Origin of the sequence: Pseudarthrobacter sp. NIBRBAC000502772, assembly GCF_006517235.1 — a bacterium.
Lineage (GTDB): Bacteria > Actinomycetota > Actinomycetes > Actinomycetales > Micrococcaceae > Arthrobacter.
The window spans coordinates 2266929-2289928 of sequence record NZ_CP041188.1 but is presented as its reverse complement, the minus strand read 5'-3'; the positions used below and the strand labels follow the sequence as shown (position 1 = coordinate 2289928).

The following is a 23000-nucleotide window of genomic DNA, read 5'->3' as shown; positions in this document are numbered from 1 at the left end:
TTCCTTTCCCGTCAGCGGGTGACACCCTTGATAACGCCGGACACCCCAGGTTTGTGCCCGGCGTGGGCTCATCCTTCCGCATGCAGACGGCAAAATCCAGACTTCAGCGCCGGCGCGGTCCGCTGGCACTGCGCAAACCCCCGCTGCTGACCGCACTGGCGTCCGAAAGTGCCGGAATATCGCGGCGCGCCCTTGCTCCTAACCCAAAAGGGTGCCGGTGAGTGGCAGAGTTTCGATTGATAGTAATGCCAGGGTGGAGGATTTGTATGCAGGATCTACGGCTTGTAGGCGTACACGACGACGGGGAGCATCTCCTGTTGAGCGGTGCCGGCGGCGAGATGTTCCAGCTGCCGATCGATGAAGCACTGCGGACGGCCAGCCGGTCTTCGGCGAAGACGGCTTCCGCGGCTGCGCCCATTGCCATGTCCCCGCGGGACATCCAGTCTCGGATCCGCAGCGGTGCCACCGCAGCGGAGGTGGCTGAGCTTTCCGGGCTTCCCCTCGCAAAGGTCGAGCGGTATGAGGGCCCGGTCCTTGCCGAGCGGGAGTATGTAGCGCAACAGGCACGGAAGGTGGAAGTGGCTTCGCCCTCCCCCGGCCATGACACTTACCGCTCCATTTTCGGCGACCACCCGGCTTCCCTCCACGACATGGTCAACCACCGGCTCTCAGCCCACGGGATTGAACCTTCCACCGTGGAGTGGGATTCGTGGCGGCGCCAGGACGGCAATTGGACCGTGGTGGCCCGTTTTGAAGCCAAAAAGGACGGCACCTCCGGCATCGGGGAAGAGCCGCCTGCGCGGTGGACGTTCAGCCCGGTCCGCAAGTCGCTGCAGAACGCCAACCGCTGGGCCCAGCAACTCAGTGAGCTGGAACCGCTGGACGGGCCCGTTCCGGCCCGCCGCCTCACTGCCGTCTCGGACCGCCCGTTTGATTTTGAAACCGACGCGGAAGCAGCGGCCGCCCGAAATTCGACCGGCCCGCAGGCCCTCCCGCAGGCCAGGGAATCTGACGGTCTCCTGGATATGCTCCGTTCACGCCGCGGCCAGCGTCTGGGTGTCGACGAAGACGCGGACGACGCCCTGGCGCTGTTGCTGACCCACGGCGTGCCCGCTGCCCATCCACGTCCCTCGGAGGTGGTCCCTGAACCGGATTCCAGGGAACAGAAGTACCGGGAGCCCGAAACGCGCGAGGCAGCACCTGCCGAGTCCACCGCGCAGGATGACGCCGCGCCTGCCGCGGCCGCCGATCCCCTCACCCGCAAGCGTGATGCGCGGCCGTCAATGCTGTCCCGGCTGAGCCTCATCCCGCCGCACCGGGACTCCGAGGATGACGACATCCTGAAACTGCACGACGGCGTCAGTACCGACACGAGGGAAGTCACCATTGTGGCGTCCCCGCTTCGTCCCGCAAGGCAGGGTGCCCCCGGCGAGACAGCTCCGGGGCGTCCCGCGCCGAACGTGGGCCTGGACGAACTGCTGGGCGGCGGCAGCCCGCGCCGGGCGGCCTACGCCGCCGGCACCGACGACGCAGGATCGGGCCAGCACCACGACCATGACGCGGACCAGCCTGAACGGCAGCCCGCAAAACCGAAGCGGTCCACGGTTCCCAGCTGGGACGAGATCGTCTTCGGGACCAAGCGGGACTGACGCCTCAGCGTCGCCGTGGCTTGCCTTCGGCCTTAAAGCACAGCAGGGGTACTTCGCGTTCGGCTTTGGTCAGCGAGCCGTGCTGGCCCACCACCTCCATGGCGGCCGGGCGTCCGCGGCGGGTGTCGTAGAGGGCCAGCGCGTCCCGCGCTGCAATCATGATGTCGCCAATCCGGGGCCCGACGGCCGGGCGCAGTGCCCCGAACAGTCCGGCGGCGATGGCATCCTCCCGCGTAAAGGCCCAGATCCTGTCGCGGAAACGGGCACGCCACGCGCCCAGCAAACGCTCCCGGCCCGCGGCGTCTGCCGGATCCTCAAGGTAGAGATGTACCATCCGGGGCTCCCCCGCCGTATGCCGCACGCCGTCAACAAGCGACGCGTCCGCGGCGAAGTCGATCCGCTGCTGTTCCGGGACGTCGAGCATCCCGTGGTCCGCAGTGAGCAGGACGGTGGTCCCGGCCGGGAGCGAGGCGTGAAGCCGTTTGACGGTTGCGTCAAGCTCTTCGAGCTGGTGTTCCCACTGTTCGGACTGGCAACCGTGCCGGTGGCCGGCCTTATCCAGTTCGTTGACGTAAAAGTACATCAGGGACTTCCCGGCTGTGTCCATGGCTTCGGCGGCGGCTTCTGTGCGCGCGTGGGCCGTCACGGCTGAGACGAAATTCCCGCCGCGGAGGGCCGCCTGCGTCATGGGCGAGTTGCCGAACTGCGGCAGGCTGACCGTGGTCACATTAACTGAATCGGCAGCCCGTTCGAGGACGGTAGGAAACGGCTGCCACTCAGTGGGGTCCACCTTGGCATCCCAGTTGCCGAGCATGTTGACGACTTTGTCCTGGTCCGGGTCCAGGACGTCATAGCCCACCATTCCGTGCTGGCCGGGCGGGAGTCCCGTGCCGAAGCTGGCCAGGGCAGCGGCCGTGGTTGAGGGGAACGTGGAGTCCAGCCAGACGGGAACTTCCCCCTGCCCGGACTGCATCACGGAGCGCAGGAAGGGCGTGTGGGCGGACTTCTGTTTGAGCAGGTTCCGGCCCAGGCCGTCGGCCAGGACCACGCAGACGCGCGACGCCTGCGGAAGGCCCAGGGAGTTCGTGAAACCTTCTACCCCGAGGCTGGCCGCCGCGCTGGTGAGGACATCCCCGATGGACCGCCGGCCAAAGGCAGGCGCGGGCGGCATGCTCAGCTGCGGGGCGGCCCCTTGGGAAACCGCGGCGGAAGAGGCTGGGGAGACTGTTGCTTTCCCTTGGTCCGGCATCTCAGCGCTGCTGGTGCCCGCGGCTGAGCCGGTTTCCGAACACACCCGTCCGGGGCCGGGGCTGGAGCGTCTGGCCGGCGTGCGGCACGGGAGCCGTGGAACCGGTGTTCACGGCCCGCAGGGCGCGGGCAAAGAGTTTGGCATCCTGGACGGCCTGCAGACCGTCGGCTTCGGCGCTGATCCGCAGGACGATGTCCTCCTGGGCAATGGTGCCGCTGTAGCCGTGGTCTGCCTCGCATTGCGGGTCTCCGCAGCTGGCGGGGCCCATGTCCAGCCGCTGGCCGCCGGACCAGGCAATCGCGAGGGTGACTTCCCGGACCGGATCTGAGGGCTTGTAGTCCTGCGGCTGGGAGTACATGTAGCTCAGGACCACGGAGCGGATCTGCGCGACGGGCACGGATTCGGTGGAAATCTGGGCCACGATCTGTTCGCCGGCCTCATCGAGCTGCTGGTCGTCCACGTGGGTGATCACCAGCATGTCTGAGGTCAGGACCAGCACGGTGATGTGGCGGCGGACTTCGGCCCGGTCAAAGTGGGTTTCCAGGTGCACCAGGTGGGCCACGCATTCGCGGCCGTCCAGGGCGTCGTCAACGACGTCGGCCACCAGGCGCGGGTAGAAACCAGCCTTCTGGAGTGCACCGTCCAGGCTCTGGCCCTGGGGCGTGTGGCTGTGTGAGCTGTGGGGGCGGGTTGCCTGGCTGTCACTGCCGGAGGTGGAAGGCGTCGACGGGGAAGGCTGTGAGCTCATCCCCCCATTTTCACAGATCGGCCGGGGACATGCTAACCGCGGTCAGCCCAGCATGGCCCGACGGGCGCTGTCGGTACGCTGGGCTGCGTTGCCGATCCGGATATCAGCGGCCAGGATGGACACGCCCCGGGTTCCGCAGAGGACCGGGTTGAATTCCACCAGGGCTATTTCCGGGTGGTTGTCCTTCATCCAGGCCAACCGCCCGGCGACTTCCTCCAGGGCGTCAATGTCCACGGCGGGAAGGCCCTGGTAGCCGAAGAGTTTGCGTACGGCCCGGGGCCCACGGATGAAGTCCTTCACGTCGGCCGCGGACAGCGGAGGAACGCGGTGTGCCCAGTCATCCAGCAGGTTGACGGCGTCCCCGGCGAGCCCGAAGGAGACCACCGGTCCCAGCAGCGGATCCTCAATCGCCCGGAACGTGCACGCCTGCCCCACCGGCGCCATGGACTGCACCTCCAGGGCCGGCGAACCGTAGGGTGCCAGTGAGCGCCGCATCTGCGCGATGTTGCGGCGGAGGGAATCCGGATCCTCGACGTCGAGGCGGACTCCGCCCAGGTCCAGGCGGTGGCGCAGCGCCGGGTCGGTGGTTTTCAGCGCGACCGGCCAGCCCAGCCTGCCGGCGGCAGCAACCGCCTCGTCCTCTGAGTCGAAACCTGCGGACGGGAGCACCGCAATGCCGTAGTGCGCCAGCAGCTCTGCCGCGGACCCCGGATCGAGGGTCTTGAGCTGCTCCCCGTGGACATCGCGCAGAAGCTGATCCAGCAGGATCCGTGCGGCTTCCGGATCGCAGCCGTCAGGTTGGACAAAGTGGCCGGGGTCCCGTGCCACCCATTCCGCGTAGCGCACCACGGCGGCGAGCGCCGCCACAGCCGCACCGGCGTTCGAGAAGCATGGAACTGTCCGGCCCTCACCTCCCACCATGCCCTCCACGTAGATCGAGGGATCAAGGATGCCGGTGAAGGCTGCGACTACCGGCTTTCCGGAGGCGGCCGAGCATTCGGCCAGGACCTCGGCGATATGGTCCACGGTCAGGCCACGCACCGGCAGCAGCGCGGCCACCACGGCGTGGACGGCGTCGGACGCGAGCGTGTCCTGGAGGCTGTGGCGGAGTGCCGGCAGCGCCAGTGACATGCCGGCGTCGAGATCCACGTCCGTGATGATGCCATCCACGGTCAGGCCGTGGGCCTCGGCGCTGTCCGCCACCACGTTGCCCAGCGCCAGGGAGTTGCTGAAAATGGCCAGTCCGGGCCCCGCCGGGAGCGGCTGGCCGGACACTATCTGGGTGATGTCCATCAGCTGTTCGATGGTCTCGACCCGGATGACGCCGGCCTGGCGCATCATGGCGTCCAGCGCACCGGCGGGCGCCTGGGTGGTCCGGACGGCGTGGCCGGGCGGCAGCCGCAGGCCCATGGTTTCCGATTTGGCCACCACCACGGGCTTGGTGCGGGCGAGCCGCCGGGCGATCCGGGAGAATTTGCGGGGGTTCCCGATCGACTCCAGGTAGAGGCCTACCGCGGCGGTGTCGGCGTCGTCCTCCCAGAACTGCATCATGTCGTTGCCGGAGACGTCCGCGCGGTTGCCCGCCGACAGGAACGTGGAAAGGCCCAGCCGGCGGCGGTGAGACGCCGCGTAGAGGGAAACACCGATCGCCGCCGACTGGCTGAACAGGCCCAGGCCCCCGCGCCGCGGCAGTGAGGGCGCCATGGAGGCGTTCAGTTTCACGTCGGGATGGGTGTTCACGATCCCCAGGGACGCGGGCCCGATCACCCTCATGCCGTTGGCCCGGGCCTTGCGGACCAGGTTGCGCTGGCGGGTGAGGCCGCGTTCGCCGTCGTCCGCGAAGCCCGCGGAGGCAATCACCAGCCCCTTGACCCCGGCCGCGGCGCACTGGTCAACCACGGTGGCCACTTCCTCGTACGGGACGGCGATCACGGCCAGCCCCACCGGCTCCGGGATCTCGGAAATCCGGCTGAAGGACAGCATTCCGGCGAGCTCCAGTGCCTCCGGGTTGATGGCGTAGACCTGCCCGGAAAAACCGCCTTCAATGATGTGTTCGAGCAGCTGGTACCCCACGGTCCCCCACTTGCGGCTCGCGCCGATGACTGCAATGGACGAAGGTGCCAGCAGGTCCCGGACGCTCCTCGCCTCGGCGCGGTGCTCGCGTGACTCCATCACCGCCCGGGACTTTTCGGTGGGGTCGATGTTGAACTCCAGGCTCACCACGCCGTCGTCGAAATGGCGTTTGACGTCGTAGCCGGCGTCGGCGAACACCATCAGCATTTTGCGGTTTTCAGGCAGCACTTCGGCGCTGAAGCGGCGGATCCCGTTTTCGTGGGCGGCTGCGGCAAGGTGTTCGAGCAGGATTGAGCCGATTCCCCGGCCCTGGTGGGCGTCGGCGATGTTGAACGCAACTTCGGCTTCGAGGGGGTCATCCAGCCTGTCGTAGCGGCCGATCCCCAGGATTTCGCCGCCGAAGGTGATCACCAGGGCAACCCGGTCCTTGTAGTCCACTTCGGTGAAGCGCTTGAGCTCCTTGCTGGACAGCCGGGCCTTGAATGCGAAGAAGCGCATGTAGATTGAGTTCTGCGATTGCCCGGCGTGGAAAGCCTGGACCGCGTCCGCATCGCTGGGGTGGATGGGCCTCAGATGGGCTGTGCCGCCGTCGCGGAGCACGACATCGGCTTCCCAATGTTCCGGATATTCGCCGTCCCCGGGCTGATCCACCATAGGCTTAGCCTAACCACAAACTGACGGTGCAGGCCGTGTGCCCGAAGTTATCCTCCACACCTGCGCCCAGACCACAGCACCACCCGTAACCCAGAAGGATCCACCAGCCCTATGGCCCGCCGCCAAAGCCCAGCCCCTGCCGGGGACGCACCCAAGGATTTCGTCGAGAACATCGTGGACATCGATGTCACGTCCGAGATGGAAGGCTCCTTCCTGGAGTATGCGTATTCGGTGATCTACTCCAGGGCCCTGCCTGATGCCCGGGACGGGCTCAAGCCGGTCCAGCGCCGGATCCTGTACATGATGAGTGAGATGGGCCTGCGTCCGGACCGCGGCCACGTCAAGAGCGCCCGGGTGGTGGGCGAGGTCATGGGCAAGCTCCACCCCCACGGCGATACCGCCATCTATGACGCCATGGTGCGGATGGCCCAGGACTTCTCGCTGCGCCTGCCGCTGATTGACGGCCACGGCAACTTCGGCTCCCTCGACGACGGTCCCGCGGCCCCCCGGTACACGGAGGCCCGGCTCGCGGCAGCAGCCCTGACGCTGACCGACCACCTCGACGAAGACGTGGTGGACTTTGTCCCCAACTACGACAACCAGCTGACCCAGCCGGATGTCCTCCCGGCCGCGTTCCCCAACCTGCTGGTCAACGGCGCCACGGGCATCGCCGTCGGGATGGCCACCAACATGGCCCCGCATAACCTGGTGGAGGTCATCTCCGCCGCGCGGCACCTGATCGCCCACCCGGACGCGACCCTCGATGACCTCATGCGCTTTGTACCGGGGCCGGACCTGCCAACCGGCGGCCGGATCGTGGGCCTGGACGGCATCCGGGACGCCTACGCCACCGGACGCGGTTCCTTCAAGACCCGGGCGAAGGTGGAGATCGAGCAGCTCTCGGCCCGGCGCACCGGCCTGGTGGTCACCGAGCTTCCCTACATGGTGGGTCCCGAAAAGGTGATCGAGAAGATCAAGGACGCCGTCAATGGCAAGAAACTGACCGGGATCAGTGACATCGTTGACCTGACGGACCGCCAGCATGGCCTGCGCCTGGTCATCGAGCTGAAAAACGGGTTCAACCCGAACGCCGTGCTCCAGCAGCTCTACCGCTACTCGCCGATGGAGGATTCCTTCGGCATCAACAACGTGACGCTGGTGGACGGCCAGCCGCAGACCCTCGGCCTGGTAAAGCTGCTCTCCGTGTACGTGGAGCACCGGATCGATGTGGTGCGCCGGCGGACGTCGTTCCGGCTGGGTAAGAAGAAGGACCGCCTGCACCTGGTGGAGGGCCTCCTGATCGCCATCGTGGACATCGATGAGGTCATCCAGATCATCCGCTCCTCGGATGAGGTGGCGGCGGCCAGGGTCCGGCTGATGTCCATCTACGATCTTTCCGAGATCCAGGCCAACTACATCCTGGAACTGCGGCTGCGGCAGCTGACCAAGTACTCCCGGATCGAGCTTGAAAAGGAGCAGGAGGAGCTGCGCCGCGAGATCGCGGAACTGGAAGCCATCCTCGGCTCCGAGGAGCGGCTGCGCGGACTTGTGTCCTCCGAACTCGGCGAAATCGCCGAAAAATACGGCACTCCGCGGCGGACGGTCCTGCTCGAATCCGAGGCCGTCTCCCCCACCGTGGCGGCAGCCCTGGCGGCCGCCCCCAACGGCAAGGGCCAGGCCGCGCCGCTCGCCCTGGAGATCTCGGACGATCCCTGCTGGGCCATCCTGACGGCGTCGGGCCAGATCGCGCGCACGTCCAACCAGGAGCCCCTCGCCGAGTCCGGGCCGCGGGCCAGGCACGACGTCTTCCGTTCAGTGGTCAAGACTTCGGCCCGCGGGGAAATAGCGGCGGTCACCTCGCAGGGCCGGATGCTGCGGCTTCAGGTCATGGACATGCCGGTGCTGCCGCCGATGTCCGGCCTGCCCAACCTCGCCGGCGGTGTTCCGGCCAAGGATTTCCTCACGCTGCTGAAGGGTGAAGCGCTGGTGGCGTTCGCCCCGCTGGATGAAGTCCTGGCCATCGGCACCGCCCAGGGTGTGGTCAAGCGGGTCCAGCCCGATTACCCCCTGAACCGCGAGGACTGGGAAGTCATTGCGCTCAAGGACAAGGACGAGGTGGTGGGTGTGGCGCCGGCCGGGTCTGAGGAGACCGATCTGGTGTTCCTGACCCGTGAGGCTCAATTGCTCCGTTTCAGCGCCGCCAACGTTCGGGCCCAGGGCCGGACGGCAGGCGGCATGGTGGGTATCAAGCTCGGCGCCGGGGACCAGGTGTTGTTCTTCGGGGCGGTCACCGCCGCCGACGACGACGCCGTGGTGGTCACTATTGCCGGCACGAGCGGCGCCCTGCCGGGCACCGCTCCGGGTGCGGCGAAAGTGACGGCCTTCGCCGAATACCCTGCCAAGGGCCGTGCAACAGCCGGCGTTCGCGCCCACAGGTTCCTCAAGGGCGAAGACACGCTGCTGCTGGCGTGGGCCGGGCACGGCCCCGCGAAGGCCTCATCGCTCGCCGGTATTGCCAGGTCGCTGCCGCAGGAGCACGGCCGGCGCGACGGTTCGGGGATTCCGCTGTCCCAGGCAGTGGACGCGGTGGGTCCGGCCATGGCTTGGAGCGATCCGTCCTAGACTGCTGCCATGCCTATCATTCCTGATGAAAAGGACTGGACCTGGGTCCTCTCCCGGCCGTGCCCCGAGTGCTCCTTCGACGCTGTCACCGCCACACCGGCCACGGTGCCGGGCAGCGTGGAAAACATGCTCCCGCGCTGGCGGGCCGTCCTCCGCCGGCCTGACGTTTCAGAACGCCCGGATGACAGCACGTGGTCGGCGCTGGAATATGCCTGCCACGTCCGCGACGTCTTCACGCTGTTCGACCAGCGGCTGAACCTTATGCTCGACGCCGACGGCGCCCGGTTTGAGAGCTGGGACCAGGACCAAACGGCAGTCGATAAGGATTACGCCAATGCCGATCCCGCCGTGGTCAGCGCCGAACTGACGGCCGAGGGCAAGCAGATTGCCGAGTCCTTCGCCGGCGTCCGGGAGTCAGAGTGGGGACGGCGGGGACGGCGGAGCAACGGTTCCGAATTCACGGTCCTGACGCTGGCCCAGTACTTCCTGCACGACGTCGTCCATCACCTCCACGATGTGGACGGCTGAGGGGACTCAACCCACCAGCGAAGCAGCCGGGCCCGTCCGGGACACCGCCGAGAGCTCCAGCCGGGTGTCATCCGGCTGGATGTCGGCCGGATTGTGGGTGACCATGACCACCGTGCGGTCTTTCAGGCCGACGCGGAGGTCTGCCAGCATTTCCCGTCCTGACTGTGCGTCCAGATGAGCCGTGGGCTCATCGAGCAGGATAACCTCGGCCCCCGTCAGCAGGGTCCGCGCCACGGCCAGCCGTTGCCGCTCGCCGCCGCTGAGGAAGGAACCACCCGGCCCGATCCGGGTGTCCAGCCCGGCCGGCAGCCGCGACACCAGGGCGCTGAGGCCGACGGCGGCCAGCGCCGCTTCCAGCTCGGCTTCACCGGCGGCAGGCGCATCAGCACTAGGCACCGCCGCTGCGGAGGGGACGCCCAGCATCAGGTTGCCCCGCAGCGTCGAATCGAACAGGTGTGCCTCCTGCGGGCACCAGGCCGCCGTGCCGGTCACCGCGGCCCGGCCCGTGGCGGCGGGCAGGAATCCCAGCAGGACGGCGAGCAGCGTGGATTTCCCCGCGCCGGACGGCCCGGTTACCGCCAGCCACGTGCCGGGTCCGGCCGTTGCGGAGATCCCCGAGAACACGGGTTCCCCGCCGGGCCAGGCCGCCCCGACGCCTTCCAGTTCAACCCCCGGGGCGGCACCGGAACGGGCGGGGACAGCATGCAGGCCGTCGCCGGCCCCGGTTTCCGTGGCGCCGCCATCCAGCACCCCTGACTCACCGACCCGGCGCATAACGCTGCGTAGCGCCGGGTACTGGCGCACCGCCGTCGTCATCGCCGCGTACGGTTCCACGAGTGCAAGCTGCAGCAGGACAACAACCGCGGCGGTGGCGGGCTCCATGGTTCCTGCCAGCACCTGGGGTGCGGTCAGCACGGCAGCACCCAAGGCGGCGGTGCCGCAGGCGGCGACGGTGATGGCCTGGCCGAGACCTTCGGCCCAGGCGGAACGCTGCGATGCCCGGGTGGCCAGGCGGTCCTCGGAGCGCAGCGCGTCCAGGACTGTTGCAGCGATGCCGTTCGCGTGCAGCTCCGCCCGGGCATCCAGCGCGGCGGACGTGCGCCGCAGGACGCCTGCCCGCAGGCTCTGTTCCGCTGTGGCCGAGCGGCGGTCCCCCCACAGGGCGGCAGACGGCGCCACGAACAGACATACAGCTGCTGCCAAGGCAACGGCCGGCAGCGCGGCAGGCGCCACGAGGGCGCTTGCCACCAGCGCCGAACCGGCCACGGCGAGCGCCGTCGCCGGCGGCAGGACAACCCGCGGCAGCAGGTCGCGGACGGTGTCGACGTCGTCAATCACCGTACCCAGGACGTTGCCGCCCTGCAGGAGCCGCCGCAGTGAAAGTGCCTTGCGGCTCAGTGATTCCCATAGCCGGCCGCGCAGGCGGGTGAGGGCGCCGAAGACGGCATCGTGCAGCAGGAGCCGTTCCCAGTAGCGCAGGACGGCGCGCCCGATCCCGAAGAACCGCACCCCGACGATGGCAGTGAGCAGGTACAGGATGGGCGGCTGTTCGCTGGCCCTGATGATGAGCCAGCCGGAGAGGCCGGACAGGGCAACGGCGAAAAGGGCGGCAAAAGTGCCCACCACGGCGGCGCCGGTGAACCGGCCAGCCACCGGTGCCAGCAGGCCGGCCACGAGGCGGGCAGTCCTGCTTGGCCGGAGATCCGCGGCGGCAAGGTTCTGCGTCCTCGCCGGGCGACGCCCGGAAATTTCCGGGGCATGCTCTTGCTCCACAATGGCCCCGGTTCCGTCGCACACGGTTCCGGACGGCCCTGTCCCTGCTGACAGCACAACTCCGTCGGAGGGCGCTGTGATGCCGTGGGCGGAAACAGGTACCAGGTGGTCAGCCACCTCGCGGGTCTGCTTGTCGTGGGCCACCAGGATGACGGTGACCTGGCCCCGGAGCGCACGGATCGAGTCCTGCACCAGCGCCGCCGACACGCCGTCAAGGTGCGCGGTGGGCTCGTCGAGAAGCAGCAAAGTGGCACCGGACTTGATGCGGGCCAGGCCGCGGGCCAGCGCAACGCGCCGCAGCTCGCCCGGGCTCAGTTCGGCCGGATGGTGGCCGGCAAGGTGCCCGGCAGCCGCAGCGGCCAGGCAATCCTTAGCTGCCTCGGCTACCTGAGTATCGTGGTGCGTTCCGCCGCCGAGGTACAGCATGACCTCCTCAAGCACGGAGTCCGCCACCATCACCGGATGCTGCGGGACCCAGGCGACCGCGTCGCGTGCCAGGCCGGAGAGGCGGCCGGAAACTGTGGTTCCGCCGCCGTCCCCGATGGTCCCGGCCAGCACGCCAAGGACGGTGCTTTTGCCGGCGCCGCTGGGACCGTCCAGGGCGGTGATCAGCCCGTGCGGGGCAGTGAACGTTAACGGCCCGACGGCGGGAGCGGACCGTCCGGAGTACGTGACACTGAGGTCGGTGACCGTCACTCCCCCGGACCCGGGCACGGAACCCCGGCTGCCGCCGTCGGACGCGGCAGCTTCGCGTCCCTGTACGGGCAGCGGCTGCGGCTCTGGTGCATCGGTGACCTTCCTGGTCTCGGCGAGGGCCGCCCGGCCGTCATCACTGGCGTGGTGGGCGGTGCCCAGCTCGCGCAGCGGCAGGTAGCAGTCCGGCGCAAGAATCAGCGCCAGGAGGCCGGCTTCAAGCGGCATGTCGCCGTGCACAAGGCGGACGCCGATGAATACGGCAACCACTGCTACGGAAATGGTTGCGATCAGTTCCAGCGCCAGTGCGGACAGGAATGCGGTGCGCAGCGTCCCCATGGTCCTGGCGCGGTATTCCTCCGAGATCTCCTCCAGGGCCTTGCGCTGCGCGGTGGCACGGCCCAGCCCCACCAGCACGGGAAGGCCCTTGGCCAGTTCCAGCATGTGTGCGGACAGCCGGGCCAGGGTTTCCTGGGCCTCGCGGACATGGTCCTCGGTGTAGCGGCCAATCAGCACCATAAACAGCGGAACGAGCGGAACTGTCAGGACAATCACCACCGCGCTGACCCAGTCAGTGAACAGGATGCGGGCCCCGAGCAGCAGCGGGATCGCGGCGCAGTTCACCAGAGCGGGGAGGAACTGCGTGTAGTAGCTGTCCAGCGCATCCAGCCCGCGCGTAGCCAGGACGGCCAGCCCGCCGTCGGCCGGACCGGTGCTCCGGGCACCGTTCCGCAGGGCCCGGGCCAGCAGCTCGGAGCGGAGTTCCTCCTTGATGCCCAACGCGGCGCGGCGCGCGGCGATGCCCTGGGCCCAGACAGTGGCGGACCTTAGGACAACTCCCGCCAGGCCCCAGGGCAGCTGCTCGGCCCACGACCCGTTCCCGGTGGCCAGCCCGGCCAGCATGGCAGCCACGGCCTGCCCCATCAGGACCAGTGACAGCGCCTTCAGCGCTGCCAGCAGGCCAAGCCAGTAGATGGCGGAGCGTGTGGCCGGTCCGGCCGGAAAGTCCGGGCGCACGGCCGGTCAGCCCTTCGTGGTGAATGCCCGGACGGCAATGGCCGGCAGGAAGCTGTGCGCCGCGGGGATCTGGGACGCGCTGACACGGCGCCGGAACACCCAGTAGGTCCACGCCTGGTAGGTGATGACGAGGGGCAGGCCAACGGCTGCCACCACACTCATGAGCCCGAGCGTGTATTCGGACGACGACGCGTTGGCAACAGTGAGGTCAAAGGCAGGGTCCAGGGTGGAGGGCAGCACAACCGGGAACGCCGCACCGAAGATTGATGCGCTGCCGAGGATGAGGAAGGCCCCCATCGCCATAAACGCCCTGCCTTCGGATCCCCGCCGTGCCAGGAACCAAGCGGCTGCTGCGGCAATGACGGCCACGATCACGGCAGCCCAGGTCCACGGCTTGCCCGACAGGAACTGGATGATGAGTGCCCAGCCTGCCAAAGGCAGCAGCAGGACCGGAAGCAGCCGGACGAACCAGCGGCGCGCGCGGTGGCGCACGTCGCCGTCGGTCTTCAACGCGAGGAACGCCAGCGCGTGCAGCAGGGAGAACCCCACCACGGCCAGCCCGCCCAATACGGCGTAGCCGCTGAACCACGCGAACGCACCGCCCTCGCGGTCACCGTTCGCGTTCAGCGGCAGGCCCGTGGTGGTCAAGGCCAGGGCAGCGCCGACGCCGAACGCGGCGAAGAAGGAGCCCAGGGCAATGGCCCAGTCCCAGCGCGACCGCCATACGTCCGTGTCACCCTTGCCGCGGTATTCGAACGCCACGGCACGGAAGATGAGGGCAACCAGCACCACCAGGAGCGGGAGGTAGAGGGCGGAAAACAGCGAGGCGTACCAGAGCGGGAACGCCGCAAACGTTGCGGCTCCGGCCGTGATCAGCCAGACCTCGTTGCCGTCCCAGACCGGGCCGACGGTGTTCAGCAGCACCCGGCGCTCGGTGTTGTTCCGCGCGAAAAGCTTCATCAGCATTCCCACGCCGAGGTCAAAGCCTTCAAGGAAGAGGTAGCCGGTCCAAAGCACCGCGATGACGATGAACCAGATGGTGGGCAGCAGTTCCATGCTTGAGTATCCTCTGCTCTTCTTAGTAGGCGAATGCCAGGACGTCGTCGGCGGGCTTGCCAGTGCCGGGGCCCTTGTTGGCGTCCCCGTTTTTGTCGGCCGGGGTGTGGGCCAGTTCCGGCATCGCGGACACCACACCGCCCCGGATGAACTTGACCAGGAGCTTGACCTCAACCACCAGCAGCGCGGCGTAGACGGCGGTCAGGACGATCAATGACGTCAGCAGCTCTCCGGCCGAGACTCCGGGGGAGACTGCGGCCGCGGTGAACATAAACACCTGGTCGATGCCGTTCAGGTCCGGGTTGGGGGCCACCACAAACGGCTGCCGGCCCATCTCGGTGAAAATCCAGCCGGCCGCGTTGGCGCCGAAGGGGGCCAGGATGCCGAACACCGCCAGGCGCATCAGCCAGCGGGACGCGGGCACGGTGCCCTTCCGCGTCACCCACAGCGCGATGAGCGCCGCCAGTGCCGCAAGGCCGCCGAAGCCGATCATCATCCGGAAGCCCCAGTAGGTGACTTCCATAACCGGGACGTACTCGATCTCCTGGCCGGCCCGCTCGCCGTAGATCGGGTTGTCCGGCAGGTGGGTTCCGTAGTCGGCCTTGTACTGGTCCAGGAGTCCGTTGACGCCCCTGACTTCCGTGGTGAAGTCGCCATTGGCCAGGTAGGAGAGGATGCCCGGAACCTCGATCAGGGCCACAATCTCATCGCAGTTCTTGGAGCCAAGGTTCCCGACGCTGAGCACGGAGAAACCGGTGCCGTCGTGGCAGGCGCCCTCGGCCGCGGCCATCTTCATGGGTTGCTGCTCAAACATGAGCTTGCCCTGCAGGTCGCCGGTCAGGGCGGTGCCGGCGAACGAGATCATGGCGACGACGGCGCCGATCCGCAACGAGCGGATCCACACTTTGTAATCGGTCCGGTCCCGGCCGGGGATGGCTGCTTCGCCGGGAATCACCTTCCCGTCGGCGCCGATGGTGTCGATGCCGTCCGTGCGCCTGCGCCAGAGGTGGTACCAGGCGATGCCCAGAAGGAAACCGCCGGCAACTGCCAGCGCTCCCATCAGCGTGTGCGGAAAAGCCACCAGGGCCGTGTTGTTGGTGAACACGGCCCAGGCGTCGGTCATGACCGGCCGGCCGTCAATGATCTCCGCGCCCACCGGATGCTGCATCCAGCTGTTGGCGACGATGATGAAGTAGGCGGAGAACACCGATCCCACCACCGCCACCCAGAGGCAGGCCAGGTGGATGGCCGGCTTCAGCTGCTTCCAGCCGAAGATCCACAGGCCCAGGAACGTGGACTCAACAAAGAAGGCCAGCAGCGACTCCAGGGCCAGCGGCGCCCCGAACACGTCTCCCACGAAGCGGCTGTACTCGCTCCAGGCCATGCCGAACTGGAACTCCTGCACAATGCCGGTGGCCACGCCCATGATGAAGTTGATCAGGAAGAGCTTGCCCCAGAACTTGGTCATCCGGATGTATTCCACCTTGCCGGTGCGGTGCCAGATCGTCTGCATCACGGCCACCACCAGGCCCAGTCCGATGGTGAGCGGCACCATCATGAAGTGGTAGACGGTGGTGATGCCGAATTGCCAGCGTGCGATTTCCAGAGCTTCCACAGCAGTCCCTCGGGTTGGCGGTGCAATTTTTCTACGTGACGTAGAACTTTGACTTCTACAGAGTGTAGAACAATGCGGCGGGCACTGTAAAACCAACAGTTCCACCTGAAAGTGGCTCCCACAAGGCCGCGGCGCGCCGAGTGTTCTACCGTACGTAGAAACTTAGGCGAAAAACAGGTAAATTTGTTCTTGTATCTGTAGCGCATGGTGCAGTCACCGCGGCCGTCAACGGCCCGGTGCGGGGAAATCGAAGGAAGTATAGCAATGGCAAGTCTTGGCGAACTGGAACGGGCAGTGATGGATCTGCTCTGGGCGGGCCACGGAGCAGCCACCGCGAATACCCTGCGCGACAGACTGGCAACAACCACCGAGGCAAAAGGGGATGCTGCCGGGCATGAGGGCAAGGAGCTTGCCGTCACAACGGTCCTGACCGTCCTCTCACGGCTTGAGAAGAAGGGCCTTGTGGAGCGGGAACGCGGTATGCGTCCGCACCGCTACCAGGCCGTTTCCAGCAGGGAAGACCACACGGCGGAGCTGATGCACGAAGTGCTGGGCTCAGCGCCTGACCGTGAAGCCGTGCTGGCACGGTTCATCGGCTCCGTGACGGACAGTGAAGCGGAAACACTGCGCAAGCTGCTTGGCCACATCTAGCGGACCATGTTCTGGACCTCGTACCTTCTGGCGGTCCTCGCGATAGTCCTGGCGTGGCCAGTGCCTATCTTGCTTTCCCGTGCCTCGTGGCCTGCCCGGTCACCGTTCACGGCCATGCTGCTGTGGCAGGCCATAGCACTTGCGGGCGGGCTGTCCATGATCGGCGCCATGCTGGTCTACGGGCTTGAACCGATCGGAGACAACCTCATCTCCGGGCTTCGCGGGCTGGCTGATATGGTCCTCTTCAACGCGCCCACCACGGCCTTGGGCTTCTGGCATCTGTTCGCCCTGTCCGCCGCGGCGCTGCTCACCGCCCACCTGGTCTTCACCCTCTTGCTGACCTACTACAAGATCGAACGGCAGCGGCGTCGGCACCGGGAACTCCTGGCCCTATTGGCCGCACCGTCCGTCGACGCGGCCCGCACGGTGGTCATCAGCCACGATTCACCCGTCGCCTATTGCCTGCCCGGCGGGGCCCGCTCCGTCACGGTGCTCTCGGATGGCCTGATGGCCGCGCTGGAGCCGGCTGAGTTGCGGGCCGTCCTGAGCCACGAGAATGCCCACCTCAACCAGCGCCACCATCTCCTGCTCTGGGCGTTTGCCGCGTGGCGCCAGGCGCTCCCCTGGCTGCCCACCACCCGCCTCGCTCAGGAGGCGGTGAACTCGCTCATCGAAATGCTGGCGGACGACGTCGCGCTGAAGACGGAAAGCAAGGCCACGCTCATCAAGGCGATCGCCATTGTTGCCAGCGGTTCCACCGGAGGTATGGCGGCGGGTATGACGGCAGGGATGGGGGCGGGGATGGCGGGAAGCATGGCGGCCGCCGCCATGCCGTCCGCGCACCCCGGCCTTGCCCTGGACGGGCTTGAGGCGCCCACCGGCGCCGTCTCAGGTTCTGCCCGGACCACCATCTCCCGGGTCAGCCGGCTGCTGTCCCCTGAGCCGCAGTTGCCTGCCGCCGCCCGCGGGATGGTGCTTGCCGGCTCCGCCCTGCTCCTGGCCGTGCCCACCGCCCTGCTGATCGTGCCGGGCCTGCTGGGCTGATCCCCCCGGCGTGAGCCGTCAGGCGTCGATCCGCTCCCGGTCCAGGCTGGAGGCGCCGGCGATGATGAAGTCTTTGCGGGGGGCAACATCGGATCCCATCAGCAGGTCGAACGTGTCTTCGGCATGCTTGGCGTTCTCGATCCCCACCTTGCGCAGCGTCCGGTGCCGCGGGTCCATGGTGGTCTCGGCAAGCTGTCCGGCGTCCATCTCGCCCAGGCCCTTGTACCGCTGGATCGGTTCCTTGTAGCGCTTGCCTTCCTTGGCCAGCCGGGCCAGGAGCACGTGGAGTTCCGCCTCCGAGTAGGTGTAGATCATCTCGTTGGCTTTCTGCCCGGCGTTGATGACCTCCACCCGGTGCAGCGGCGGCACGGCAGCATAGACCCGTCCGGCGTCGATCATGGGGCGCATGTACCGGAAGAAGAGTGTCAGCAGCAGGGTCCGGATGTGGGCGCCGTCGACGTCGGCGTCGGTCATGAGAATGACCTTGCCGTACCGGGCCGCGTTGATGTCGAAGCTGCGTCCGGATCCCGCACCCACCACCTGGATCAGCGCAGCGCACTCCGTGTTGGACAGCATGTCCCCTACGGACGCCTTCTGCACGTTCAGGATCTTGCCGCGGATGGGCAGCAGCGCCTGGAAGTCCGAGGACCGCGCCAGCTTGGCGGTACCCAGTGCGGAGTCGCCTTCCACGATGAAGAGTTCGGAACGGTCGACGTCGTCCGTCCGACAGTCGGCCAGCTTGGTGGGCATGGACGAGGTTTCCAGGGCATTCTTGCGCCGCTGGGTTTCCTTGTGCACGCGCGCGGAAATCCTGGACTTCATCTCGCTGACGATTTTTTCCAGGAGCAGCGCTGAGTGGGCTTTGTCGTTCCGGTTGGCCGAATTCAGCTTTGCGGTGATCTCCTGCTCAACCACCTTCGCGACGATGGCGCGGACGGCGGAGGTGCCCAGGATTTCCTTCGTCTGGCCTTCGAACTGCGGTTCGGCCAGCCGGACCGTCAGGACAGCTGTCAGGCCGGCGAAGATGTCATCCTTCTCGATCTTGTCGTTGCCGGCCTTCAGCTTGCGGGCGTTGGCCTCCACTGCTTTCCGGAACGTCTTGACCAGCGCCTGCTCGAAGCCCGACTGGTGGGTTCCGCCTTTGGGCGTGGCGATGATGTTGACGAAGCTGCGGACTGTGCTGTCATAGCCGATGCCCCACCGCAGAGCCACGTCCACTTCGCAGTCACGTTCAACCTCGGCGAGCTGGCTGTGGCCCCGTTCGTCGAGTACCGGCACGGTTTCCTTGAATTTGCCTGAGCCGTGCAGCCGCCAGACGTCGGTCACGGCGGGATCGGCGGCGAGGAACTCGACGAACTCGGACAGGCCGCCGTCGTGGTGGAACACCTCTTCGTGGCCGGCTGCCTCACCGGGGGTGCCGGGCAGCCTGCGCTCATCGCGGACGGTGAGCTTGAGTCCCGGTACCAGGAAGGAGGTCTGTCGTGCCCGTGCGGCCAGTTCGTCATAGGAGAACTTGGCGTCCGGCGTGAAAATCTGTCGGTCCGCCCAATAGCGGATCCGGGTCCCGGTCACACCACGCTTCGCCTTGCCCACCACATCCAGCACCGAGCCGTCCACAAACGGCGCAAATACCGCGGACGGGTCCAGCTTGGATCCCTGGTCCTTGAAGCGCCCAGGCTCGCCGCGGCGGAACGACATTTTGTAGGTCTTGCTGCCGCGGTCCACTTCAACGTCCAGGCGCGCAGACAGGGCGTTCACCACGGAGGCGCCCACGCCGTGCAGGCCGCCGGAGGCCGTATAGGATCCGCCGCCGAACTTGCCGCCCGCATGGAGCTTGGTGAAGACCACCTCGACGCCGGTGAGCCCCGTCTTGGGTTCCATGTCCACGGGGATGCCGCGGCCGTCGTCGTGGATTTCCACCGAGTTGTCCGCGTGCAGGATGATCTTGATGTCGTGCCCAAATCCGGCAAGCGCTTCGTCCACCGAGTTGTCGATGATCTCCCACAGGCAGTGCATCAGCCCGCGCGAATCGGTGGAACCGATGTACATGCCGGGGCGCTTGCGGACGGCTTCGAGGCCCTCCAGGACAGAAAGGTGCCGGGCGGTGTAATCAGAACTTGGTGCCACGGGTTGTGAACTCCTTCAGTGACGGAACAGCTGGCGCTGCGGGCGCTCCATCAAGCCTAGTCGGCGCGGCAGCAGACAGAGGGCTGCCACACTTGCTCCGGGCTGTGGGCAAGGCCACTCGTTATCTTTCCGTAACCGAAACCGGCGGGCTTGATCAATTCTTGTGGCTACGCGGACAGCGAACTTGACCCGTCCTTGCGATGGGATTGGTACGAATACTGGTTATATGGACATACAGATCTACTAAGGAGGCCGACATGACAACAGCAGTGGCAGACCGCACACTCAACGCACTGGACCGGTGCGATCGTTGCGGGGCTCAGGCATATGTCCGCGTTGTACTCGAGTCCTCCGGCGGTGAGCTGCTGTTCTGCGGCCACCATGCCCGTGCAATCGAGGCCACGCTGAGGCCGTTGAGCTCAGACTGGCACGACGAGACGGGCAGGCTTCACGAGAAGGCTCCCGTGTCCGTCGACTGACCAGGCGCACCACAACCTGATACACCTCAAAGAGGACCCCTCCAGCCGGAGGGGTCCTCTTTTTGTGGTGAACTTACCATGAAGCCCCAGACAGGAAAACGCGGGTCCCCTTCCGCCCATCGATCCGAAGATGACGGGCGGAAGGAGACCCGCGCTGCCTGAGTCCTGATCTAGTCCAGGTAGTCCCGCAGCACCTGCGACCGTGACGGGTGGCGGAGCTTGGACATGGTCTTGGATTCGATCTGGCGGATGCGCTCACGCGTAACACCGTAGACCTTGCCGATTTCGTCTAAAGTCTTCGGCTGACCGTCGGTGAGGCCGAAACGCATGGCCACCACGCCGGCTTCGCGCTCGGACAGGGTGTCGAGGACGGAGTGCAGCTGCTCCTGCAGGAGCGTGAAGCTCACGGCATCGGCGGGAACCACGGCCTCGGAATCCTCGATGAGGTCACCGAACTCGGAGTCGCCGTCTTCACCCAGCGGGGTGTGCAGGGAGATCGGTTCGCGGCCGTACTTCTGGACCTCGACGACCTTCTCGGGAGTCATGTCCAGTTCGAGGGCCAGCTCTTCGGGCGTGGGTTCGCGGCCCAGGTCCTGAAGCATCTGGCGCTGCACGCGGGCCAGCTTGTTGATGACTTCAACCATGTGCACCGGGATGCGGATGGTGCGGGCCTGGTCTGCCATGGCGCGGGTAATGGCCTGGCGGATCCACCACGTGGCGTATGTGGAGAACTTGAAGCCCTTGGTGTAGTCGAACTTCTCGACAGCGCGGATCAGGCCCAGGTTGCCTTCCTGGATGAGGTCCAGGAACAGCATACCGCGGCCGGTGTAGCGCTTGGCCAGCGACACCACGAGGCGGAGGTTGGCTTCGAGCAGGTGGTTCTTGGCGCGCTTGCCGTCGTGGATGACGAACTCAAGTTCACGCTTGAACTTGGGGTCCATCGAGCCGTCGTCGGCGTTGATTTTCTCTTCGGCGAAGAGTCCGGCTTCGATCCGGAGCGCGAGGTCAACTTCCTGCTCGGCATTGAGCAGCGCAACCTTACCGATCTGCTTGAGGTAGTCCTTGACGGGGTCAGCCGTGGCGCCGGCCGACATCACCTGCTGGACAGGGGCGTCGTCATCATCGGCATCCGAGTAGACAAAACCCTTGCCGGTGGCTGCTGATGCGGCCTTGGCGGCGTTGATCTCGCTGTCGTCGGCGATGTTGATGTCGTCGAGGTCCTCCTCAATGTCCTCATCATCGTCCGATGCGCCGCGGGCTGATTTTCCGGCTGCTTCGGCAGCGGCTTTGGCGCCGGGCTTGGGCCCGCGCTTCTTGGGCTCAGGCTTGCCGTCCAAACCGGTGTCACCGGAGGCATCCTTGATGGCCTTGTTGGCTGCCCGCGTCGCTGCTCGCTTGGCGTTCGTTACAGCCTGCTTCGCCTCAGGGGACAAATCGTCCTGGGCGGCGGGTTCCTTCTTCGCGGAAGACGGGGTCACAGAAAACCTTTCTAGCGGCGGTCTGTGGAATCACCATACGGGCAACACCACTATGACCCTGTCAAGTCCGTGATGAATATCAGGTGCAACCACGGCCGGCAGAGTCTACAAGTAGAACTGCCGGGGCGGCTGTAATGTTCCCGACTGGGCTTCATCACATGCACTTGATTCACGGACCCAACCGGGTCTCGGCAACCATTGTCTCACGGTTTTCCCAAACCCGACCTCAACGCTGCCCCCATCCAAACCGGTCAGGCGGAATCCGGTCAGGCTGCATCCGGTTCGAATTTCCGCCAGGCGGCCTCCTTCCGTGCAGCCCAGCCGCAGAGGGTGCCGCGCCGGACCAGCTCCAGCATGAGTTCGGCGAGCCGGTAGCCTGGCTCCTCGTCAAGGGCGCGGCCGAGGTACGCAGCAGCGTAGGAGCCCCTCCCCCTGCACCACGCGATCCACCCACGCCCGGTCAGCGCGGCTGCACCGGCCTGCCCGCCGCACGCCGACAGCTGCTCCAGCACATTGTCCAGGCTGTTAAGGGTGTGCCAGGCGGGAACCACCGGGTCCAGTCCCAACAGGACTTCGCCATATCCTGGAATGCCAGGCATGCTGCGAGTACGGGGTCCGGCAGCACCTGTTCCGGCAGGCTCCCGTACTGCCAGTCCGGCTCCCGGCGCTGGAAGTCCGGATGGTATGGGGCCCGGGAGTACGGGCCCCACCGGAGCCAGGATGCAGCCGACATCGAAGATCCCGAACATCTCGGCACCCGCCAGGGCAGCCGCCTGACCGGCGGCGGCCATCACCAGGACGGCGTCACGCCAGGCGGGCACCCGGAGCGACGCGCGTAGGAAGGCAACGTTATTGACGGGCAGAGGCCCAGGCTCATTGGCCAGCAGGGCCTCCCACTGGGCCATCAGCTGGCCGAACTGTTCCCTGCTCCCCCGTCGCCGGTCCAGCTGTGCCGCCCACGTGGCCTCAGAGGCAAGGACGGCTGCCCGGTCCTCGCCGGAAAGCAGGGGTGGAGGATGCGCCCCGTCCTCCGGCGCGGGCCCGACGCTGCTGCCGCGGAAGACCATCTCGGCATTAAGCATGCTGTCCCGGATCGCCTGAACAGACCGGCCCGGCGAGGGGCAGCAGGACGGATCGGTGCAAAAAGCCTCACGCCAGAAGGCGTCGCCGACATACCAGGCGTCCCGCACCGGCATCCCCGCGGCCCCTAGAACCATCTGAAGTGCATCCAACAGCCCGCGGTATGTTCCAGGTGGTTCCATCCAGCCGTCGTTGGTGAAACAGGCCAGCAGGGCGGCATCGGCATTCTCGTCAGCCAGGAGGTAGTCGCGCACCGTGCGGGCGTAGTCCCGCGGGTCCGCGAGGGTTTCCGGGCCGGGAAGATCCAGCCTCAGAGTTGCTCCCAGCCGGTTCCCCTGCAGGGTCATCGCAACCAGGCTGTCGGCCGGCCAGTAGCCCAGGGAATGCGGAATGAACCCGAGGATGTCTTCAGGGCCTCGGACGGTCAGGTGTTCTGAAGGTTTCATGGTTCCAGCTTTGGCGCC

At 66.8% G+C, this 23000-nt stretch carries 15 protein-coding genes; 6 read left to right on the top strand and 9 right to left on the bottom strand.

From position 1 onward, the window contains the following. The first annotated feature begins 266 nt into the window (after positions 1-266). The gene (gene sepH / locus NIBR502772_RS10585; RefSeq protein ID WP_141140146.1) at positions 267-1649 is read left to right on the top strand and encodes a septation protein SepH; all 1383 of its coding nucleotides are present in this window, start codon (positions 267-269) and stop codon (positions 1647-1649) included. A 4-nt stretch (positions 1650-1653) separates the two neighbouring features. On the opposite strand, the gene NIBR502772_RS10580 is transcribed toward sepH, so the two are convergent. From NIBR502772_RS10580 to NIBR502772_RS10570, 3 genes are read right to left on the bottom strand one after another with little or no spacing between them, the layout of a single operon-like run. Then, positions 1654-2898 (bottom strand): alkaline phosphatase family protein, encoded by a 1245-nt coding sequence (locus NIBR502772_RS10580; protein ID WP_141140145.1) that lies wholly within the window; start codon positions 2896-2898, stop codon positions 1654-1656. Position 2899: 1 nt separating this feature from the next. Next, complete coding sequence (locus NIBR502772_RS10575) at positions 2900-3646, bottom strand: DUF5998 family protein (protein WP_141140144.1); 747 nt, start codon at positions 3644-3646, stop codon at positions 2900-2902. Between the two features lie 42 nt (positions 3647-3688). Continuing rightward, on the bottom strand, positions 3689-6373 hold the full coding sequence (locus tag NIBR502772_RS10570) for a bifunctional GNAT family N-acetyltransferase/acetate--CoA ligase family protein (protein ID WP_141140143.1): 2685 nt from the start codon (positions 6371-6373) through the stop codon (positions 3689-3691). A 111-nt stretch (positions 6374-6484) separates the two neighbouring features. Between NIBR502772_RS10570 and NIBR502772_RS10565 the strand changes: the two genes are divergently transcribed. Both NIBR502772_RS10565 and NIBR502772_RS10560 read left to right on the top strand, forming a co-directional pair. Then, positions 6485-8995, top strand: a complete 2511-nt coding sequence (locus tag NIBR502772_RS10565; protein ID WP_141140142.1) for a DNA topoisomerase (ATP-hydrolyzing) subunit A — start codon at positions 6485-6487, stop codon at positions 8993-8995. A 9-nt stretch (positions 8996-9004) separates the two neighbouring features. Further along, on the top strand, positions 9005-9523 hold the full coding sequence (locus NIBR502772_RS10560; protein WP_141140141.1) for a DinB family protein: 519 nt from the start codon (positions 9005-9007) through the stop codon (positions 9521-9523). Between the two features lie 6 nt (positions 9524-9529). On the opposite strand, the gene cydD is transcribed toward NIBR502772_RS10560, so the two are convergent. The 3 genes from cydD to NIBR502772_RS10545 are packed head-to-tail and all read right to left on the bottom strand — an operon-like array spanning position 9530 to position 15677. Further along, entirely contained in the window at positions 9530-13006 is a 3477-nt protein-coding gene (gene cydD, locus NIBR502772_RS10555) for a thiol reductant ABC exporter subunit CydD (RefSeq protein WP_141140140.1), read from the bottom strand. 6 nt (positions 13007-13012) lie between these two features. After that, a complete protein-coding gene (gene cydB, locus NIBR502772_RS10550) occupies positions 13013-14062 on the bottom strand; it encodes a cytochrome d ubiquinol oxidase subunit II (RefSeq protein ID WP_141140139.1) in 1050 nt (349 codons plus the stop codon). A gap of 22 nt (positions 14063-14084) precedes the next feature. Next, complete coding sequence (locus NIBR502772_RS10545) at positions 14085-15677, bottom strand: cytochrome ubiquinol oxidase subunit I (protein WP_141140138.1); 1593 nt, start codon at positions 15675-15677, stop codon at positions 14085-14087. A 264-nt stretch (positions 15678-15941) separates the two neighbouring features. On the opposite strand from NIBR502772_RS10545, the gene NIBR502772_RS10540 reads away from it, so the two are divergent. Then, entirely contained in the window at positions 15942-16328 is a 387-nt protein-coding gene (locus NIBR502772_RS10540; RefSeq protein WP_141140137.1) for a BlaI/MecI/CopY family transcriptional regulator, read from the top strand. Positions 16329-16334: 6 nt separating this feature from the next. Further along, positions 16335-17372, top strand: coding sequence for a M56 family metallopeptidase (locus NIBR502772_RS10535; protein ID WP_141140136.1), 1038 nt, complete (start codon positions 16335-16337; stop codon positions 17370-17372). A gap of 18 nt (positions 17373-17390) precedes the next feature. On the opposite strand, the gene NIBR502772_RS10530 is transcribed toward NIBR502772_RS10535, so the two are convergent. Then, entirely contained in the window at positions 17391-19499 is a 2109-nt protein-coding gene (locus NIBR502772_RS10530) for a type IIA DNA topoisomerase subunit B (RefSeq protein ID WP_104061950.1), read from the bottom strand. 257 nt (positions 19500-19756) lie between these two features. On the opposite strand from NIBR502772_RS10530, the gene NIBR502772_RS10525 reads away from it, so the two are divergent. Next, a complete protein-coding gene (locus NIBR502772_RS10525) occupies positions 19757-19978 on the top strand; it encodes a hypothetical protein (RefSeq protein ID WP_056345317.1) in 222 nt (73 codons plus the stop codon). 170 nt (positions 19979-20148) lie between these two features. Here NIBR502772_RS10525 and NIBR502772_RS10520 read toward each other — a convergent pair whose 3' ends face one another. Both NIBR502772_RS10520 and NIBR502772_RS10515 read right to left on the bottom strand, forming a co-directional pair. Beyond that, positions 20149-21456, bottom strand: coding sequence for an RNA polymerase sigma factor (locus NIBR502772_RS10520; protein WP_141140135.1), 1308 nt, complete (start codon positions 21454-21456; stop codon positions 20149-20151). A gap of 266 nt (positions 21457-21722) precedes the next feature. Continuing rightward, on the bottom strand, positions 21723-22982 hold the full coding sequence (locus NIBR502772_RS10515) for a DUF4192 domain-containing protein (RefSeq protein ID WP_141140134.1): 1260 nt from the start codon (positions 22980-22982) through the stop codon (positions 21723-21725). Positions 22983-23000: the final 18 nt, after the last annotated feature.